This window comes from Cupriavidus sp. LA-1, from assembly GCF_055385985.1.
Window position 1 is genome coordinate 2,701,993 of record NZ_AP031387.1, and the last position, 14,450, is coordinate 2,716,442.

The 14,450-nt window shown below is 65.9% G+C and carries 16 protein-coding genes; 4 read left to right on the forward strand and 12 right to left on the reverse strand.

From position 1 onward, the window contains the following. Positions 1–21: 21 nt before the first annotated feature. The 11 genes from hscB to uvrB all read right to left on the reverse strand — a co-directional run bounded on the left by hscB (position 22) and on the right by uvrB (position 9,060). Positions 22–540, reverse strand: a complete 519-nt coding sequence (gene hscB, locus ACZ5MJ_RS12620) for a Fe-S protein assembly co-chaperone HscB (RefSeq protein ID WP_464219704.1) — start codon at positions 538–540, stop codon at positions 22–24. A 65-nt stretch (positions 541–605) separates the two neighbouring features. Then, positions 606–827 (reverse strand): DUF3565 domain-containing protein, encoded by a 222-nt coding sequence (locus ACZ5MJ_RS12625; RefSeq protein WP_464219706.1) that lies wholly within the window; start codon positions 825–827, stop codon positions 606–608. A gap of 21 nt (positions 828–848) precedes the next feature. Beyond that, positions 849–1,169 carry an iron-sulfur cluster assembly protein IscA gene (iscA, locus tag ACZ5MJ_RS12630; protein WP_010809024.1) on the reverse strand — a complete coding sequence of 107 codons (321 nt, stop codon included), beginning with the start codon at positions 1,167–1,169 and terminating at the stop codon, positions 849–851. A gap of 43 nt (positions 1,170–1,212) precedes the next feature. Beyond that, positions 1,213–1,611, reverse strand: coding sequence for a Fe-S cluster assembly scaffold IscU (gene iscU / locus ACZ5MJ_RS12635; RefSeq protein ID WP_010809025.1), 399 nt, complete (start codon positions 1,609–1,611; stop codon positions 1,213–1,215). A 66-nt stretch (positions 1,612–1,677) separates the two neighbouring features. Then, on the reverse strand, positions 1,678–2,901 hold the full coding sequence (locus ACZ5MJ_RS12640; RefSeq protein ID WP_464223713.1) for an IscS subfamily cysteine desulfurase: 1,224 nt from the start codon (positions 2,899–2,901) through the stop codon (positions 1,678–1,680). A 55-nt stretch (positions 2,902–2,956) separates the two neighbouring features. Then, positions 2,957–3,514 (reverse strand): Fe-S cluster assembly transcriptional regulator IscR, encoded by a 558-nt coding sequence (iscR, locus tag ACZ5MJ_RS12645; protein WP_115015122.1) that lies wholly within the window; start codon positions 3,512–3,514, stop codon positions 2,957–2,959. 105 nt (positions 3,515–3,619) lie between these two features. Beyond that, a complete protein-coding gene (locus ACZ5MJ_RS12650) occupies positions 3,620–5,716 on the reverse strand; it encodes a site-specific recombinase (RefSeq protein WP_464219720.1) in 2,097 nt (698 codons plus the stop codon). 84 nt (positions 5,717–5,800) lie between these two features. Further along, a complete protein-coding gene (locus ACZ5MJ_RS12655) occupies positions 5,801–6,289 on the reverse strand; it encodes a low molecular weight protein-tyrosine-phosphatase (protein WP_464219721.1) in 489 nt (162 codons plus the stop codon). A gap of 88 nt (positions 6,290–6,377) precedes the next feature. Next, a complete protein-coding gene (locus ACZ5MJ_RS12660; protein WP_432259724.1) occupies positions 6,378–6,620 on the reverse strand; it encodes a hypothetical protein in 243 nt (80 codons plus the stop codon). A 41-nt stretch (positions 6,621–6,661) separates the two neighbouring features. After that, entirely contained in the window at positions 6,662–6,883 is a 222-nt protein-coding gene (locus ACZ5MJ_RS12665) for a hypothetical protein (protein WP_078195811.1), read from the reverse strand. A gap of 92 nt (positions 6,884–6,975) precedes the next feature. Further along, a complete protein-coding gene (uvrB, locus tag ACZ5MJ_RS12670; protein ID WP_464219724.1) occupies positions 6,976–9,060 on the reverse strand; it encodes an excinuclease ABC subunit UvrB in 2,085 nt (694 codons plus the stop codon). A 168-nt stretch (positions 9,061–9,228) separates the two neighbouring features. Between uvrB and ACZ5MJ_RS12675 the strand changes: the two genes are divergently transcribed. Together ACZ5MJ_RS12675 and ACZ5MJ_RS12680 are read left to right on the forward strand one after the other, a co-directional pair. Beyond that, the gene (locus ACZ5MJ_RS12675; RefSeq protein ID WP_432259722.1) at positions 9,229–10,425 is read left to right on the forward strand and encodes an amino acid aminotransferase; all 1,197 of its coding nucleotides are present in this window, start codon (positions 9,229–9,231) and stop codon (positions 10,423–10,425) included. Positions 10,426–10,734: 309 nt separating this feature from the next. Beyond that, positions 10,735–11,994 (forward strand): polyhydroxyalkanoate depolymerase, encoded by a 1,260-nt coding sequence (locus ACZ5MJ_RS12680; protein ID WP_464219726.1) that lies wholly within the window; start codon positions 10,735–10,737, stop codon positions 11,992–11,994. A gap of 52 nt (positions 11,995–12,046) precedes the next feature. Here ACZ5MJ_RS12680 and ACZ5MJ_RS12685 read toward each other — a convergent pair whose 3' ends face one another. Then, positions 12,047–12,682, reverse strand: a complete 636-nt coding sequence (locus ACZ5MJ_RS12685) for a TetR/AcrR family transcriptional regulator (RefSeq protein WP_464219727.1) — start codon at positions 12,680–12,682, stop codon at positions 12,047–12,049. A 298-nt stretch (positions 12,683–12,980) separates the two neighbouring features. On the opposite strand from ACZ5MJ_RS12685, the gene rsxB reads away from it, so the two are divergent. Beyond that, the gene (rsxB, locus tag ACZ5MJ_RS12690) at positions 12,981–13,802 is read left to right on the forward strand and encodes an electron transport complex subunit RsxB (RefSeq protein ID WP_464219729.1); all 822 of its coding nucleotides are present in this window, start codon (positions 12,981–12,983) and stop codon (positions 13,800–13,802) included. Next, positions 13,799–14,443 (forward strand): endonuclease III, encoded by a 645-nt coding sequence (gene nth / locus ACZ5MJ_RS12695; protein ID WP_432259718.1) that lies wholly within the window; start codon positions 13,799–13,801, stop codon positions 14,441–14,443. Before rsxB ends, nth begins: the two co-directional genes overlap by 4 nt. Positions 14,444–14,450: the final 7 nt, after the last annotated feature.

Sequence of the window (14,450 nt, forward strand, 5' to 3'; positions counted from 1 at the left end):
CGGCCCCGGCAAACTTGCCGGTCAGTCTTCCAGCCGGTCGATGGCCTCGCTGGTATCGTGCTCGATCTTCTCGATAAACATCAGTTGACGCACCGCGCTGCCGGCCGCCTCGTTGTCGCCGGCATCCAGCAATGCGCCGAGCGCATCGTGGCGCTCGCGCTTTTCCTGGCGCAGGCTGCACAGCAGCGCATCGAGCCGGTCCACCGCGCGTTCTTCCACCGCCTCCTGCAGCGCCTCGCGCCATTCCATCTGCTGCATCAGGAAGGCCGGCGCCATCGCGGTGTTGTTCTCGGCCTGCACATCGACGCCGCGCAGCCCCAGCAGGTAGATGGCGCGTCGCAGCGGCTGGCGCAGCGTGCGATAGGCTTCATTCGCGTGCGCGGCCCATTGCATCGCCACGCGGCGTTCGGCATCGCCCGCCTTGGCGAAGCGGTCCGGATGCGCCTGCGACTGCACCGTCAGGTACGCCGCATCGAGGGCGGCCTCGTCCACGCCGTACTGCGCCGGCAGACCGAACAGTGCAAAAAAATCGTCTTTCAACTGCTTCCCCAAGAAAAAGGAGCGGCCGCGCCGCCCCTTAGTCCATCACCGCTGACGCTGGCCGGTCAGGCGCGCTGCCGTGCCCACTCGGCCGGCGGCTCGTTGCGGTCGCACTTCAGGCAGTTCACCCGCGCGCCGATCATGCCGGCGCGGCCCTGCTCGCTCTGCGTCCACGGCCGCGACTGCCACGGCGGATCGTGCCTGACATGCTGGCCGTGGCCGCACTCGAGTTCGGCCACCCAATGGCCTTCCTCGTCACGATGGAACCCCGTGATGCTGCGCTCCACCGTGCTGGCGCGTGGCCTGGCTCAGACCGTGAAGGACTCGCCGCAGCCGCACTCGTCCTTGACGTTGGGATTGTTGAAGCGGAACCCTTCGTTCAACCCTTCACGCGCGTAGTCGAGTTCGGTGCCGTCGATATACGGCAGGCTCTTGGCGTCGACGATGACCTTGATGCCGTGCGACTCGAACACCGCGTCTTCCGGCAGCAGTTCGTCCACGTACTCCAGCTTGTAGGCCAGGCCCGAGCAGCCGGTGGTCTTCACGCCCAGGCGCAGGCCCACGCCCTTGCCACGGCGTTCCAGGTAGCGGGCCACATGCTTGGCCGCCTTCTCGGTCATGGTGATCATCGTTGCGTCTTCCTTCGTCGATGCCGTGGTCAGTGCGACAGAATCAGGCAGCCTTCTGCTCGGCGCCGTGCTTCTTCTTGTAGTCTTCGACGGCGGCCTTGATCGCGTCTTCGGCCAGGATCGAGCAGTGGATCTTCACCGGCGGCAGCGCCAGTTCTTCGGCGATCTGGGTGTTCTTGATCTCCAGCGCCTGGTCCACGGTCTTGCCCTTGACCCACTCGGTCACGAGCGAGGACGAAGCGATCGCCGAGCCGCAGCCGTAGGTCTTGAACTTGGCGTCTTCGATCACGCCGGCCTCGTTGACCTTGATCTGCAGCTTCATCACGTCGCCGCAGGCCGGCGCGCCGACCATGCCGGTGCCGACCGCGTCGTCGTTCTTGTCGAACGAACCGACGTTGCGGGGGTTTTCATAGTGGTCGAGAACCTTGGTGCTGTATGACATTTTGCTTACCTCTTGCGTATCTTTGCGGGGGTATTGCTTTCTGTTCTGGTGATTTCCGGCGGGCGGTCAGTGTGCGGCCCACTGGATCGAATTCAGGTCGACGCCGTCCTTGAACATCTCCCACAGCGGCGACAGGTCGCGCAGCTTGCCGATCTTGCTCTTGAGCAGCTCGATGGTGTAGTCGATTTCCTGTTCGGTGGTAAAGCGGCCCACCGTGAAGCGGATCGAGCTGTGGGCCAGTTCGTCGTTGCGGCCCAGGGCGCGCAGCACATACGACGGCTCCAGCGAGGCCGAGGTGCAGGCCGAGCCCGACGACACCGCCACGTCCTTGATCGCCATGATCAGCGACTCGCCTTCGACAAAGTTGAAGCTGACGTTCAGGTTGTGCGGCACGCGGTGTTCCAGGTCGCCGTTCAGGTAGACCTCTTCCATGTCCGACAGGCCGTTCCACAGGCGGTCGCGCAGCATGCGGATGCGTTCGTTTTCAGTCGCCATCTCTTCGCGGGCGATGCGGAAGGCTTCGCCCATGCCGACGATCTGGTGCGTGGCCAGCGTGCCCGAGCGCATGCCGCGCTCATGGCCGCCGCCGTGCATCTGCGCCTCGATGCGCACGCGCGGCTTGCGGCGCACGTACAGCGCGCCGATGCCCTTGGGGCCGTAGGTCTTGTGGGCCGAGAACGACATCAGGTCGCACTTGAGCTTGCCCAGGTCGATCGCCACCTTGCCGGTCGCCTGCGCGGCGTCGCAGTGGAAGATGATGCCCTTCTCGCGGCAGATCTCGCCGATCTGCTCGACGTCCTGGATCACGCCGATCTCGTTGTTGACCAGCATCACCGAGACCAGGATGGTGTCCGGGCGCAGCGCCTGCCTGAACACGTCCATGTCGAGCAGGCCGTCTTCCTTCACGTCCAGGTAGGTCACTTCAAAGCCCTGGCGTTCCAGCTCGCGCGTGGTGTCCAGCACGGCCTTGTGCTCGGTCTTCAGGGTGATGATGTGCTTGCCCTTGCCCGAATAGAAGTTCGCGGCACCCTTGATCGCCAGGTTGTCCGATTCGGTCGCCCCCGAGGTCCACACGATCTCGCGCGGGTCGGCGCCAACCAGTGCGGCGACCTGCTCACGCGCTTCTTCCACCGCGCGCTCCGCTTCCCAGCCGTACGCATGGCTGCGCGAGGCGGGGTTGCCGAACTGCTCGCGCAGGTACGGAATCATCTTGTCCGCCACGCGCGGGTCCACCGGCGTGGTGGCCGAGTAATCCATGTAGATGGGGAAATGTGGGGTGCTCATCGTTATGACTACCTTGTAAGGGACCGCTGATCGCTGTTTTGCTGTCGTTGCCCGGGCGCGCTCAGGACTGCGCCAGGCTGAAAACTGAATTCACCATTCTGGCCCGGACCGGCTTTTCCTGCTTGTCGGCCTTGCCGCGCGCCGCGGCCGCCACCGGCTGCGCGGCGTCTTCGCGCATGTCGTGCAGCACCGTCGCGGGCTGGCGCTCGCGCTGCTGGTCCACCAGGTTCTTGAGGGAAACGGAGTCGAGGTACTCGACCATCTTCTGGTTCAGCGTGGCCCACAGTTCATGGGTCATGCAGCGCCCCGAGCCGTCATCTCCGTTACAATTGCCCTTGCCGCCGCACTGGGTGGCATCCAGGGGCTCGTCCACCGCGATGATGATGTCCGCCACGGTGACGTCTTCGGCCTTGCGCGCCAGACTGTAGCCGCCGCCCGGGCCGCGCACGCTTTCGACGATCTCATGCCGGCGCAGCTTGCCGAACAACTGTTCCAGGTAGGACAGCGAGATCTTCTGCCGCTGGCTGATGCCGGCGAGCGTGACCGGCCCCTGGTCCTGGCGCATGGCCAGGTCGATCATCGCAGTGACCGCGAAGCGGCCTTTGGTGGTCAGTCTCATGGTGCAGGGCTCTGGGGATGAAGCGAATACTTGATCGTTTCCGTCAAGTATAAAGGTACCCGACTAATTCAGTCAACTACCCCTGCCGCAGCGCACCACCGGCCATCAGGCCTCGCGCCCGCCCGCGGCCGTTTCCGGGCCTGCCACGGGGGGCGGCACCACCAGCGACAACGGGTATTTCAGGATGCGCCGCCGCACGGCCGCACTCAGCTCGGCCCGGTCTACGCGCCGCAGGCTGCGTGACCGCAACGCCATATTGAACGCCAGCGCAAAGCTCACGGCGACATTCAGCATCCCCATCAGCGCAATGCCCGCCGCCGCCAGCCACAGCGCCGGCATGCGCAGCGCATCCAGCCCCAGCACGCCGATCGCCGCGCCGACCGAGCCGGTCGACAGCGTCACATGGCGCACCTCCATATGCGGCCCGAAGAAGCTCAGGATTTCCGGCCCCAGCCCCAGCAGCAGGCCCAGCGACACGTTGGCGACAATGCCCGACAGGTTGCGTTTCCAGAAATCCGCCAGCCGGGTGGCGCCGCGCGCACCCAGCACGTACTGCAGGCGGCGGTTGTAAGCCATCACGTCATGCACGCGATGCAGCGCGAACCAGTTGTCGGCCCAGCCGGCGATCAGGCTGGACAGCCACAGCAGCACGCCGGTGAAGGCCGCATAGAGCGGCGTGGGGCCCAGGATCGAGAACGACTCGATGGTGGCAATCGCCTTGGCCGGCGTGATCAGGTTGGCACCCAGCAGCTTGTACGCCAGCCACTGGATGCCGAGCGCCACCGGGAACACCACCGCCAGGTTGCCGACAATGGCCGCCGCGTTGGAGCGGATCATGGCGATGGTGTCGTCGACGAAGGCCTCGCGCCCTTCCGGCCGCCCCGCCGAGTCCAGCCGGTGCGCCAGCGCGGGCCCGGTCATGGCCGGCTGCTTGGTCGCCAGCGTGAAATGCGCGAAATGGATGGCCAGGAAGCTGCCGGCGTAGTTGAGCGAAGCCAGCAGCCCTTCGGTGAACTTGTCCAGGTGCAGGCCGTAGATCAGGAATTTCAGGTACACCGTGGCGACCGAGACCAGCCCGCCGCCGGCCGCGGCGCGCACCAGCTCGGCGTATTCCTTGCGGTCGCGCGTGATGTAGTGCTCGCCGGTCTCGGCCGAGCGCTCCACCACCTTGCGCGCCAGCTGCGCGAACGAGGTGCCGGCCAGGTGCGAGATGCTGCGCCGGGCCTGGGTCGAGCGGATCAGCTCCGCCACCAGGTGCGCCTGCATGCCGGCGCGGCCGGGCTCGACCCAGGCCGCCAGCAGCAGCTCGATGCGGCTGAGCTGCACCTTCATGCGCTCGATCTGGAACACCACCTCGACCGACACGCCGTTTTCTTCCAGGTCCTCATACACATGGCGGGCCGCGCCATGGCAGCCGTCGAGCAGCGCGCGGAAATAGTTCAGGCGGTGGCCGAAGCTGCTGTCGTCATGGCGCAGGCCGTCTTCGCGCAAGGCCTGGATGGCCTCGTCCAGGCGGAAGAACGGCGTGTCCTCGACACGCCCGGCCAGGCGCGACCGGATCGCCTGGCTCAGGCCGGTGGCGCGCACCTGGCTGACCAGCACCGCGATGCTGGTGGCCAGGGTCTGGCCCAGCGCGTCGCGATACTGCGCCACGCCCGCCGCCTCGCCCTCGGCGTTGCCGGCCTGCAGCACGCGTGTCAGCCGCGCCATCAGGTCATCGTCGATGGCCTCGACCCAACCGGCATCCTCGTCGCCGACGAACAGCAGCGCGAACAGCCCGGCCATGTCGCAGCGGTTGGGCGGCGGCGGCAGGAAGCGGTTCTGCAGCCGGCTCATCATCTCGCTCACGAAGCCCGGGTGCAGCGCCACGCCGGTATCGCAGAACAGGCCCGTGGGATCGTTTTCGCGGACCAGGCTGCGCACCGTCAGCGCGAAGCGCCCGGCCCAGTCGGGATGCCGCTCCAGCACCTGCAGCAGGTAGCGCAGGCGCACATGTTCCGGATGGCGGCGCTGCGCGCCGGCTTCCTGGCTGTCGGCATCGGCGCCGAGCCCGCCGTCGCGGCGGATCCAGAAGCCCAGTTCGATCAGCCAGCCGTTGCGCTCGGCCAGCGGGGCGTCCGGGTCGGCCGCGGCCAGGATGGCGTCGAGCTGCAGGCTGGCGTTGCGCGACTCGCGCCATTTGCGGAACAGGTTGCGAAGCATGGATTCTCGTGGGATCGGGCCATCGGCCGCGGCATTCGTGACGGCGCGGCGCAAACAGCGGAAAGACGGCGGATGGTGCCGGCGTCAGCCGGCGTTGCCCTGCAGGCGCCGGCGCAGTTCGGCCACCAGGCCGTCGCAGGCATCCTCGATATAGTCGAGCACGCGCTCGAAGCCATCGCCCTCGCCGTAGTACGGGTCCGGGACCTCGTCGGCGTCATGGCGGGTGGCGAAGCGCATCAGCAGGCCCACCTTGTCGCCGGCATCGGGACACAACCGCATCAGGCCGGCCAGGTTCTCGCGGTCCATCGCCAGGATCAGGTCGAAGCGGTCGAAGTCGGGCACGCCGACCTTGCGCGCACGCAGCGCCGACAGGTCGTAGCCGCGCCGCAGCGCGTGGCGCTGGGTGCGGGGATCGGGCGCGCGGCCGAGGTGGTATTCATGCGTGCCCGCCGAATCGAGCTCCACCAGCGGCGCCAGCCCGGCCGCCGCCAGCTTGGCGCGCAGCACGCCCTCCGCCGTCGGGGAACGGCAGATGTTCCCCATGCAACACATCAGGATGGCGTATTTCTTCATCGGATCAAGGCTTGGCGCGCGCGGCATGGCAGGCGCAATTCTACCCGCTGCCCCTGCGGCGCCAGTGACAGACCAGACCAGTGGCCGGCTAGGCCAGCTGCCTGGCCAGCCGCTCGCCATGCGCAAACCCGGCCACTTCCGCGGCCTCGGCCGATTTGTAGTGGTCGGTGATGAGCGAGGTCTCGGTCAGCGTGCCCGCGGCCCGGATATTGGTGCGGGGGCGGCAGACGCGCACGGTGTAGGACCATTCGCTCTGCGAGCGCTGCCTGACCTGGACCTGCACTTCGTGGGTTTCATAAACCTTCTTCTTCCATTCACCGATTTCGGTCATTGTGGTTCTCCACGGAAAATGGGGAATGCCCGGCCAGCCGGCTAGTTGACCTCGCCCGCGTCGATCGCGCGCATGGCGCCGGCCTCCGCCAGGGCAATGGCCGCTTCCTGCGTGGGCGCGTCGCCCGCGATCGCTTCGAAACTGGGGCCGGAAGGCTCGCCGAAGGCATCGGCGATGCGCATCCGCGCCGCAAACCCGCCGGCGGCATTCGGGATCGCGCTGACCACGATCGCGTAGCCGCCGTATTCAAACTGGCGTTCCATCGCAACTCCTCCTCGGCGCTCACGGCAGCCTGGCCGCCGCTCCCTCCATGATGCATTTCACTATAGGCCAGCCCGGGCCGGCATCGTGCGGATCAGGCGGGCGGCAAGGCACCATCGCCGCTGGCGCCGAATACCTGCGCCTTGAGCTTGGCCAGCTGGTCGCGCACCTGCGCCGCCTGCTCGAACTCGAGGTTGCGGGCATGGTCGAGCATGAGCTTCTCCAGCCGCTTGATCTCCTTGGAGACCTGCTTCTCGCTCATATCCTCGTAGCGGGCCTGCTCCTGCGCGGCCTGCAACTCGGCCCTGGCATCGCTGACGTTGTAGACGCCGTCGATGATGTCCTTGATGCGCTTGACCACGCCGCGCGGCGTGATGCCGTTGGCCTCGTTGAACGCGATCTGCTTGGCGCGGCGGCGCTCGGTCTCGCCGATGGCCTTCTTCATCGAATCCGTCATGCGGTCCGCGTACAGGATGGCGGTGCCGTTGACGTTGCGCGCGGCACGCCCGATGGTCTGGATCAGCGAGCGCTCGGCGCGCAGGAAGCCTTCCTTGTCCGCATCCAGGATCGCCACCAGCGACACCTCGGGAATATCCAGGCCCTCGCGCAGCAGGTTGATGCCAACCAGCACGTCAAAGGTGCCCAGGCGCAGGTCGCGGATGATTTCCACGCGTTCCACGGTGTCGATATCCGAGTGCAGGTAGCGCACCTTGACGCCGTTCTCGGACAGGAACTCGGTGAGCTGCTCGGCCATGCGCTTGGTCAGCGTGGTCACCAGCACGCGCTCGCCGGCCTCGACACGGGTGTGGATCTCGGACAGCAGGTCGTCCACCTGCGTGGTCGCCGGGCGCACCACGATGATGGGATCGACCAGCCCGGTCGGACGCACCACCTGCTCCACCACCTGCCCGGCATTCTCCTGTTCGAACTGCGCGGGCGTGGCCGAGACAAACATCACCTGGCGCATCTTGCGCTCGAACTCGTCGAACTTGAGCGGCCGGTTGTCCAGCGCCGACGGCAGCCGGAAGCCGTAATCCACCAGCGTGGTCTTGCGTGCGCGGTCGCCGTTGTACATGCCGTTGAGCTGGCCGATCAGCACGTGCGACTCGTCCAGGAACATCAGCGCGTCTGGCGGCAGGTAGTCGACCAGCGTCGGCGGCGGATCGCCGGGGCGTGCACCGGACAGGTGCCGCGAGTAGTTCTCGATGCCTTTGCAGAAGCCCAGCTCGGACAGCATCTCCAGGTCGAAGCGGGTGCGCTGCTCCAGCCGCTGCGCCTCGACCAGGCGGTTTTCCTTGTGGAAGAACTCCAGCCGCTCGCGCAGTTCCGACTTGATCGCCTCGATCGCGCGCAGCACGGTCTCGCGCGGGGTCACGTAGTGGCTCGACGGGTAGACCGTGAAGCGCGGGATCTTCTGGCGCACGCGGCCCGTCAGCGGGTCGAAGAATTGCAGCGATTCGACTTCGTCGTCGAACATCTCCAGTCGCACCGCCATCTCGGCGTGTTCGGCCGGGAAGATGTCGATGGTGTCGCCGCGCACGCGGAAGGTGCCGCGCTGGAAGTCGGTCTCGTTGCGCGTGTACTGCATCGCGATCAGGCGCGCGATCACATCGCGCTGGCTGATCTTGTCGCCGGCGCGCAAGGTGAGAATCATCTGGTGGTATTCGGTCGGGTTGCCGATACCGTAGATCGCCGAGACGGTTGCCACGATGATGGTGTCGCGGCGCTCCAGCAGGCTCTTGGTCGCCGACAGCCGCATCTGCTCGATATGCTCGTTGATCGACGAGTCCTTCTCGATAAACAGGTCGCGCTGCGGAACGTAGGCCTCGGGCTGGTAGTAGTCGTAGTAACTGACGAAGTACTCGACGGCGTTGCGCGGGAAGAATTCACGGAATTCCGCATAGAGCTGCGCCGCCAGCGTCTTGTTCGGGGCAAACACGATGGCCGGCCGCCCCATCCGGGCGATCACGTTGGCCATGGTGAAGGTCTTGCCCGAGCCCGTGACGCCCAGCAGCGTCTGGAACGACAGGCCGTCTTCCACGCCCTCCACCAGCTGCCGGATCGCCTCGGGCTGGTCGCCGGCGGGCGGGAACGGCTGGTACAGCTGGAACGGGGAGCCGGTAAATGTGACGAATTTGTCTTCGTCCAGGGCCGGCGCGGCTTCGGCAAGGTTCGTCATAGGGGCGGGATCAGGGAAATACCTCAGGAAAACGGACGGATACGCTAGAATCTTGGGGTTGTCAGCCCCCCGCTTCAAGCCGAGAAGCGAACGGCCTGCCAGCCCCCAGCGCAGTACGGAGCATTCTACGCCTTCCGTTTTTCTACATAGCCGACCACGAGATTCCAAATGAGTTTGTTTTCTGCCGTCGAGATGGCCCCGCGCGACCCGATTCTGGGCCTCAACGAAGCCTTCAATGCCGACACCCGCCCGACCAAGGTCAACCTGGGCGTTGGCGTGTACTTCACCGACGAAGGGAAAATCCCCCTGCTGCGCGCCGTCCAGGAGGCAGAAAAGGCCCGTCTGACCACGGCCACCCCGCGTGGCTACCTGCCGATCGAGGGCATCGCCGCCTATGACCAGGCCGTGCAGACGCTGCTGTTCGGCAAGGAATCGCCGCTGATCACGGAAGGCCGTGTGGTGACGGCCCAGGCACTTGGCGGCACCGGCGCGCTGAAGATCGGCGCCGACTTCCTGAAGCGCCTGTACCCGGACGCCAAGGTCGCCATCAGCGACCCGAGCTGGGAAAACCACCGCGCCCTGTTCGAATCCGCCGGCTTCCCGGTGGTCAACTATGCCTACTACGACGCCCCCAGCCACGGCCTGAACTTTGCCGGCATGGTGGAATCGCTGAAGTCGTTCGCGGCCAACACCATCGTCGTGCTGCACGCGTGCTGCCACAACCCGACCGGCGTCGACCTGTCGCCCGAGCAGTGGAAGCAAGTGGTGGAACTGGTCAAGGAACGCAACCTGATCCCGTTCCTGGACATGGCCTACCAGGGCTTTGCCGACGGCATCGACGCTGACGGCGCCGCGGTGCGCCTGTTCGCCGATTCGGGCCTGCCCTTCTTCGTGTCGAGCTCATTCTCGAAGAGCTTCTCGCTGTACGGCGAGCGCGTGGGCGCGCTGTCGATCGTCACCACCGGCAAGGAAGAAGCGCAGCGCGTGATGTCGCAGGTCAAGCGCGTGATCCGCACCAACTACTCCAACCCGCCGACGCACGGCGGCACCGTGGTCGCCACCGTGCTGAACAGCCCGGAACTGCGCGCCATGTGGGAAGAAGAGCTGGCCGAAATGCGCGACCGTATCAAGCTGATGCGCCACGCGCTGGTGGACAAGCTCGCCGCCAAGGGCGTGCCGGGCGACTTCTCCTTCGTCAAGGCCCAGCGCGGCATGTTCTCGTACTCGGGCCTGACCTCGGCCCAGGTGGACCGCCTGCGCAACGAGCACGGCATCTACGCCGTCGGCACCGGCCGCATCTGCGTGGCCGCGCTGAATAGCCGCAATATCGACGCTGTGGTCGATGCTATTGCTGCTGTGATGTAAAAGACCTTTCACCTGACCATCCCGTCACGGGTGATGGCGGCGCAAGCGTCACAAAGCAATGCAAAAAAAGCGGCCTCGGCCGCTTTTTTCATTTGTTTACGATTGATGAGCCGATGTCATCAAGAAATCAGCTATTTACCTTATTGTTTTCCGCAGCTAAAGAAGTACTTTACGGTATATGCTGCAGAGCAAGATCGTTAGCACGGTCGTTCGATTAGGGCATAATCGTCGGCACGATCCAAGGTGTATTGTCAGTACATTAGTACTTGGTGGTACGTATTTCTAAGCAAGACCCAGGCAGAAAACGGCATGCTCTACCAATTGCACGAGTTCCAGCGCTCGATCCTGCACCCGCTGACCGCGTGGGCCCAGGCAACCGCGAAGACCTTCACCAACCCCCTCAGCCCGCTCTCGCTGGTTCCCGGCGCTCCCCGCCTGGCTGCCGGCTATGAGCTGCTGTACCGGCTCGGCAAGGAGTACGAGAAACCGGCGTTCGACATCAGGTCGGTGCGCTCCAACGGGCGCGACATCCCCATCGTCGAGCAGACCGTGCTGGAAAAGCCCTTCTGCAAGCTGGTGCGCTTCAAGCGCTATGCCGACGACCCGGAAACCATCAAGCTGCTCAAGGATGAGCCTGTGGTGCTGGTCGCCGCGCCGCTGTCGGGCCACCATGCCACGCTGCTGCGCGACACGGTGCGCACGCTGCTGCAGGACCACAAGGTCTACGTGACCGACTGGCTCGACGCACGCATGGTGCCGATCGAGGAAGGCGCGTTCCACCTGTCCGACTACATCTACTACATCCAGGAATTCATCCGCCATATCGGCGCCGAGAACCTGCATGTGATCTCGGTGTGCCAGCCCACGGTACCGGTGCTCGCCGCGATCTCGCTGATGGCCTCGGCCGGCGAGCAGACCCCGCGCACCATGACCATGATGGGCGGCCCGATCGACGCGCGCAAAAGCCCGACCGCGGTCAACTCGCTGGCGATCAACAAGTCCTACGAGTGGTTCGAGAACAACGTCATCTACACCGTGCCGGCCAACTACCCCGGCCACGGCCGCCGCGTCTACCCGGGCTTTTTGCAGCATGCCGGTTTCGTGGCGATGAACCCGGACCGGCACCTTTCCTCGCACTATGACTACTACCTGAGCCTGGTCGAAGGCGATGCCGACGACGCCGAGGCCCACGTGCGCTTCTACGACGAGTACAACGCGGTGCTGGACATGGCGGCCGAGTACTACCTCGACACCATCCGCGAGGTGTTCCAGGAGTTCCGCCTGGCCAACGGCACCTGGGCCATCGACGGCAAGCCGGTGCGTCCGCAGGACATCAAGACCACCGCGCTGATGACCATCGAGGGCGAGCTGGACGATATCTCCGGCGCGGGCCAGACCGCCGCGGCACACGACCTGTGCGCCGGCATCCCGAAAACCCGCAAGCAGCACCTGAACGCGGAGCGTTGCGGCCACTACGGGATCTTCTCGGGCCGGCGCTGGCGCGACGACATCTACCCGCAGCTGCGCGACTTCATCCGCAAGTACCACCCGGCCTCGGCCACCAAGTAAAAAAATCGCCCGCAACCGCGGGCGATTTTTCTTGCGGGCTCCTGCCGGGAGTTCAGGGCTTCTTCAGGTAGCTCAGCAGCATTTCCGTGTGCAGTTCGGCAAAGCGCTCGTGCTCCTGCTGCGAAGCCACGTCGCGCCCGATCACGGCACTGATGGTGTAGCGGTTGGACAGCACGTAGTAGCCCAGCGCCGAGATCGTCAGGTAGAACTGCGGCACGTCGATATTGTCGCGGAACACGCCCTGCTGCTGGCCGCGCCGGATCACATCGGCGAGCACGTCGACCACCGGATTGATCAGTTGCTGCAGATGGGCGGACTTCTTCAGGTGCCGGGCCTCGTGCAGGTTCTCACTGTTGACCAGGCGGATGAACTCGGGGTGCTCGTAGTACCAGTCCCAGACAAAGCGGGCCAGCGCGCGCACGCCCTCGACCGGGTCTTCATCGACCAGGTGCAACTGCTCCTCGTCGGCGCGGAAAGTCGCGTATTGCTTTTCAAGTACCGCCAGGAAGAGGCCTTCCTTGCTGCCGTAGTAGTAATACAGCATGCGTTCATTGGTTTCCGCGCGCCGGGCAATCTGGTCGACGCGGGCGCCGGCCAGCCCCCCCTTGGCGAATTCCTCGGTGGCCGCAGCGAGGATGCGTCGGCGCGTCCCTTCCGGGTCGCGTTTGGTCTTGGGCTCAGTTGACATGGGGTGTGGTCGATCGTTGCGCGGATTATGGCACAGGCCGGAATGCGGCAATCCTGCCGTGCGACGCGCATCATCGCCGTTTCTGTCCGCCGGCGAAATCGGGGATAATCCTTGCGGCGCGAAGGCTCGCAGAGGTCCGCGCAGGCCCCGGTGCCGCAGTGGGCCCTGGCATATTGTCCGCCGCAGGGCGTGGCTGTTATGTCGCCAACCCCTCACAGCACCCCGCAAATATCATGTTTTGCCCGTTCCCGGTCCGGCTCTGGCCCCGGTTTTGTTCCCTGATTTTCTGTCCGTTGTCGTGAATCCCGCCGTCAAGTCCCTAGCCGACCGCATCGAGGCACTGCTGCCGCAGACCCAGTGCACCAAATGCGGTTTCAACGGCTGCCGCCCCTACGCCGAAGCCATGGCCAGCGGCGAAGCCGCCTGCAACCGCTGCCCGCCCGGCGGCGTGGAAGGGATCGCGCGCCTGGCCGCGGTGCTGGGCACCGAACCGCTGCCGCTCGATCCGGAACGCGGCACCGAGCAGCCGCGCGCGGTGGCCCGCATCGACGAGAGCCTGTGCATCGGCTGCACGCTCTGCATCCAGGCCTGCCCGGTCGACGCCATCGCCGGCGCCGCCAAGCAGATGCATACCGTGATCCCGGCGCTGTGCACCGGCTGCGACCTGTGCGTGGCGCCCTGCCCGGTCGACTGCATCGACATGGTGCCGGTCACCGGCGCGCACACCGGCTGGGCCGCGTGGTCGCAGGCGCAGGCCGATGCCGCACACGCGCGCTACCTCGCGCGCAATGCGCGGCTGGTGCGCGAGCGCGAGGAAAACGACGCGCGCCTGGCCGCCAAGGCCGCCGCCAAGCTGGCCGCGGTGCAGGCCGAAACGCCGGAGAACGACGCCGAGCGCGCCGCGCAGGAACGCAAGCGCGCCATCATCCAGGCGGCGATCGAACGCGCCCGGCAGAAGCAGCAGGCCGCGCAGCCGCGCAATACAGAAAACGTGTCGGCCGCGGTGCAGGCCCAGATCGACGCCGCCGAAGCGCGGCGCGCGCGTGCAGGCCTGACTGCGCCGGAACCCGACCGGAAGGCCGGCCAGAATCCCGATACCGACCCAGCAGGGAAACCATGAACGCCGCCAAGTGCCGTGCCATCTTCGAAACGCTGCGCGAAGTCAATCCGGCCCCGGCCACCGAACTGGAATACAGCTCGCCGTTCGAACTGCTGATCGCCGTGCTGCTGTCGGCGCAGGCCACCGACGTGGGCGTGAACAAGGCCACGCGCCGGCTGTTCCCGGTGGCGCATACCCCGCAGCAGATGCTGGACCTGGGCGAAGCCGGCCTGAGCGATTACATCAAGACCATCGGCCTGTACAAAACCAAGGCCAGGCATGTGATGGAGACCTGCCGCATCCTGGTCGAGCGCCACGGCGGCAAGGTGCCGCCTGACCGCGAAGCGCTGGAAGCGCTGCCGGGTGTGGGCCGCAAGACCGCCAACGTGGTGCTCAACACGGCGTTCGGCGAGCCCACCATCGCGGTCGACACGCATATCTTCCGGGTGTCGAACCGCACCGGGCTGGCGCCGGGCAAGACCGTGCAGATCGTCGAGCAGAAGCTGCTCAAGTGCGTGCCGCACGAATTCCTGCACGATGCCCACCACTGGCTGATCCTGCACGGCCGCTACGTGTGCAAGGCGCGCAAGCCGGAATGCTGGCATTGCGCGATCGAGCCGCTGTGCGAGTTCAGGGAAAAAACGCCGGCGCCGCAGCTGTAGCCGGGGC

What these genes read in the sequence shown, in the direction of transcription:
- iscA (WP_010809024.1), bottom strand. Translation starts at nt 1,169, where the DNA reads ATGATCACCATGACCGAGAAGGCGGCCAAGCATGTGGCCCGCTACCTG.
- ACZ5MJ_RS12665 (WP_078195811.1), bottom strand. Translation starts at nt 6,883, where the DNA reads ATGGAACGCCAGTTTGAATACGGCGGCTACGCGATCGTGGTCAGCGCG.
- ACZ5MJ_RS12685 (WP_464219727.1), bottom strand. Translation starts at nt 12,682, where the DNA reads ATGTCAACTGAGCCCAAGACCAAACGCGACCCGGAAGGGACGCGCCGA.
- ACZ5MJ_RS12660 (WP_432259724.1), bottom strand. Translation starts at nt 6,620, where the DNA reads ATGACCGAAATCGGTGAATGGAAGAAGAAGGTTTATGAAACCCACGAA.
- uvrB (WP_464219724.1), bottom strand. Translation starts at nt 9,060, where the DNA reads ATGACGAACCTTGCCGAAGCCGCGCCGGCCCTGGACGAAGACAAATTC.
- ACZ5MJ_RS12650 (WP_464219720.1), bottom strand. Translation starts at nt 5,716, where the DNA reads ATGCTTCGCAACCTGTTCCGCAAATGGCGCGAGTCGCGCAACGCCAGC.
- ACZ5MJ_RS12680 (WP_464219726.1), top strand. Translation starts at nt 10,735, where the DNA reads ATGCTCTACCAATTGCACGAGTTCCAGCGCTCGATCCTGCACCCGCTG.
- ACZ5MJ_RS12655 (WP_464219721.1), bottom strand. Translation starts at nt 6,289, where the DNA reads ATGAAGAAATACGCCATCCTGATGTGTTGCATGGGGAACATCTGCCGT.
- iscU (WP_010809025.1), bottom strand. Translation starts at nt 1,611, where the DNA reads ATGTCATACAGCACCAAGGTTCTCGACCACTATGAAAACCCCCGCAAC.
- ACZ5MJ_RS12675 (WP_432259722.1), top strand. Translation starts at nt 9,229, where the DNA reads ATGAGTTTGTTTTCTGCCGTCGAGATGGCCCCGCGCGACCCGATTCTG.
- iscR (WP_115015122.1), bottom strand. Translation starts at nt 3,514, where the DNA reads ATGAGACTGACCACCAAAGGCCGCTTCGCGGTCACTGCGATGATCGAC.
- nth (WP_432259718.1), top strand. Translation starts at nt 13,799, where the DNA reads ATGAACGCCGCCAAGTGCCGTGCCATCTTCGAAACGCTGCGCGAAGTC.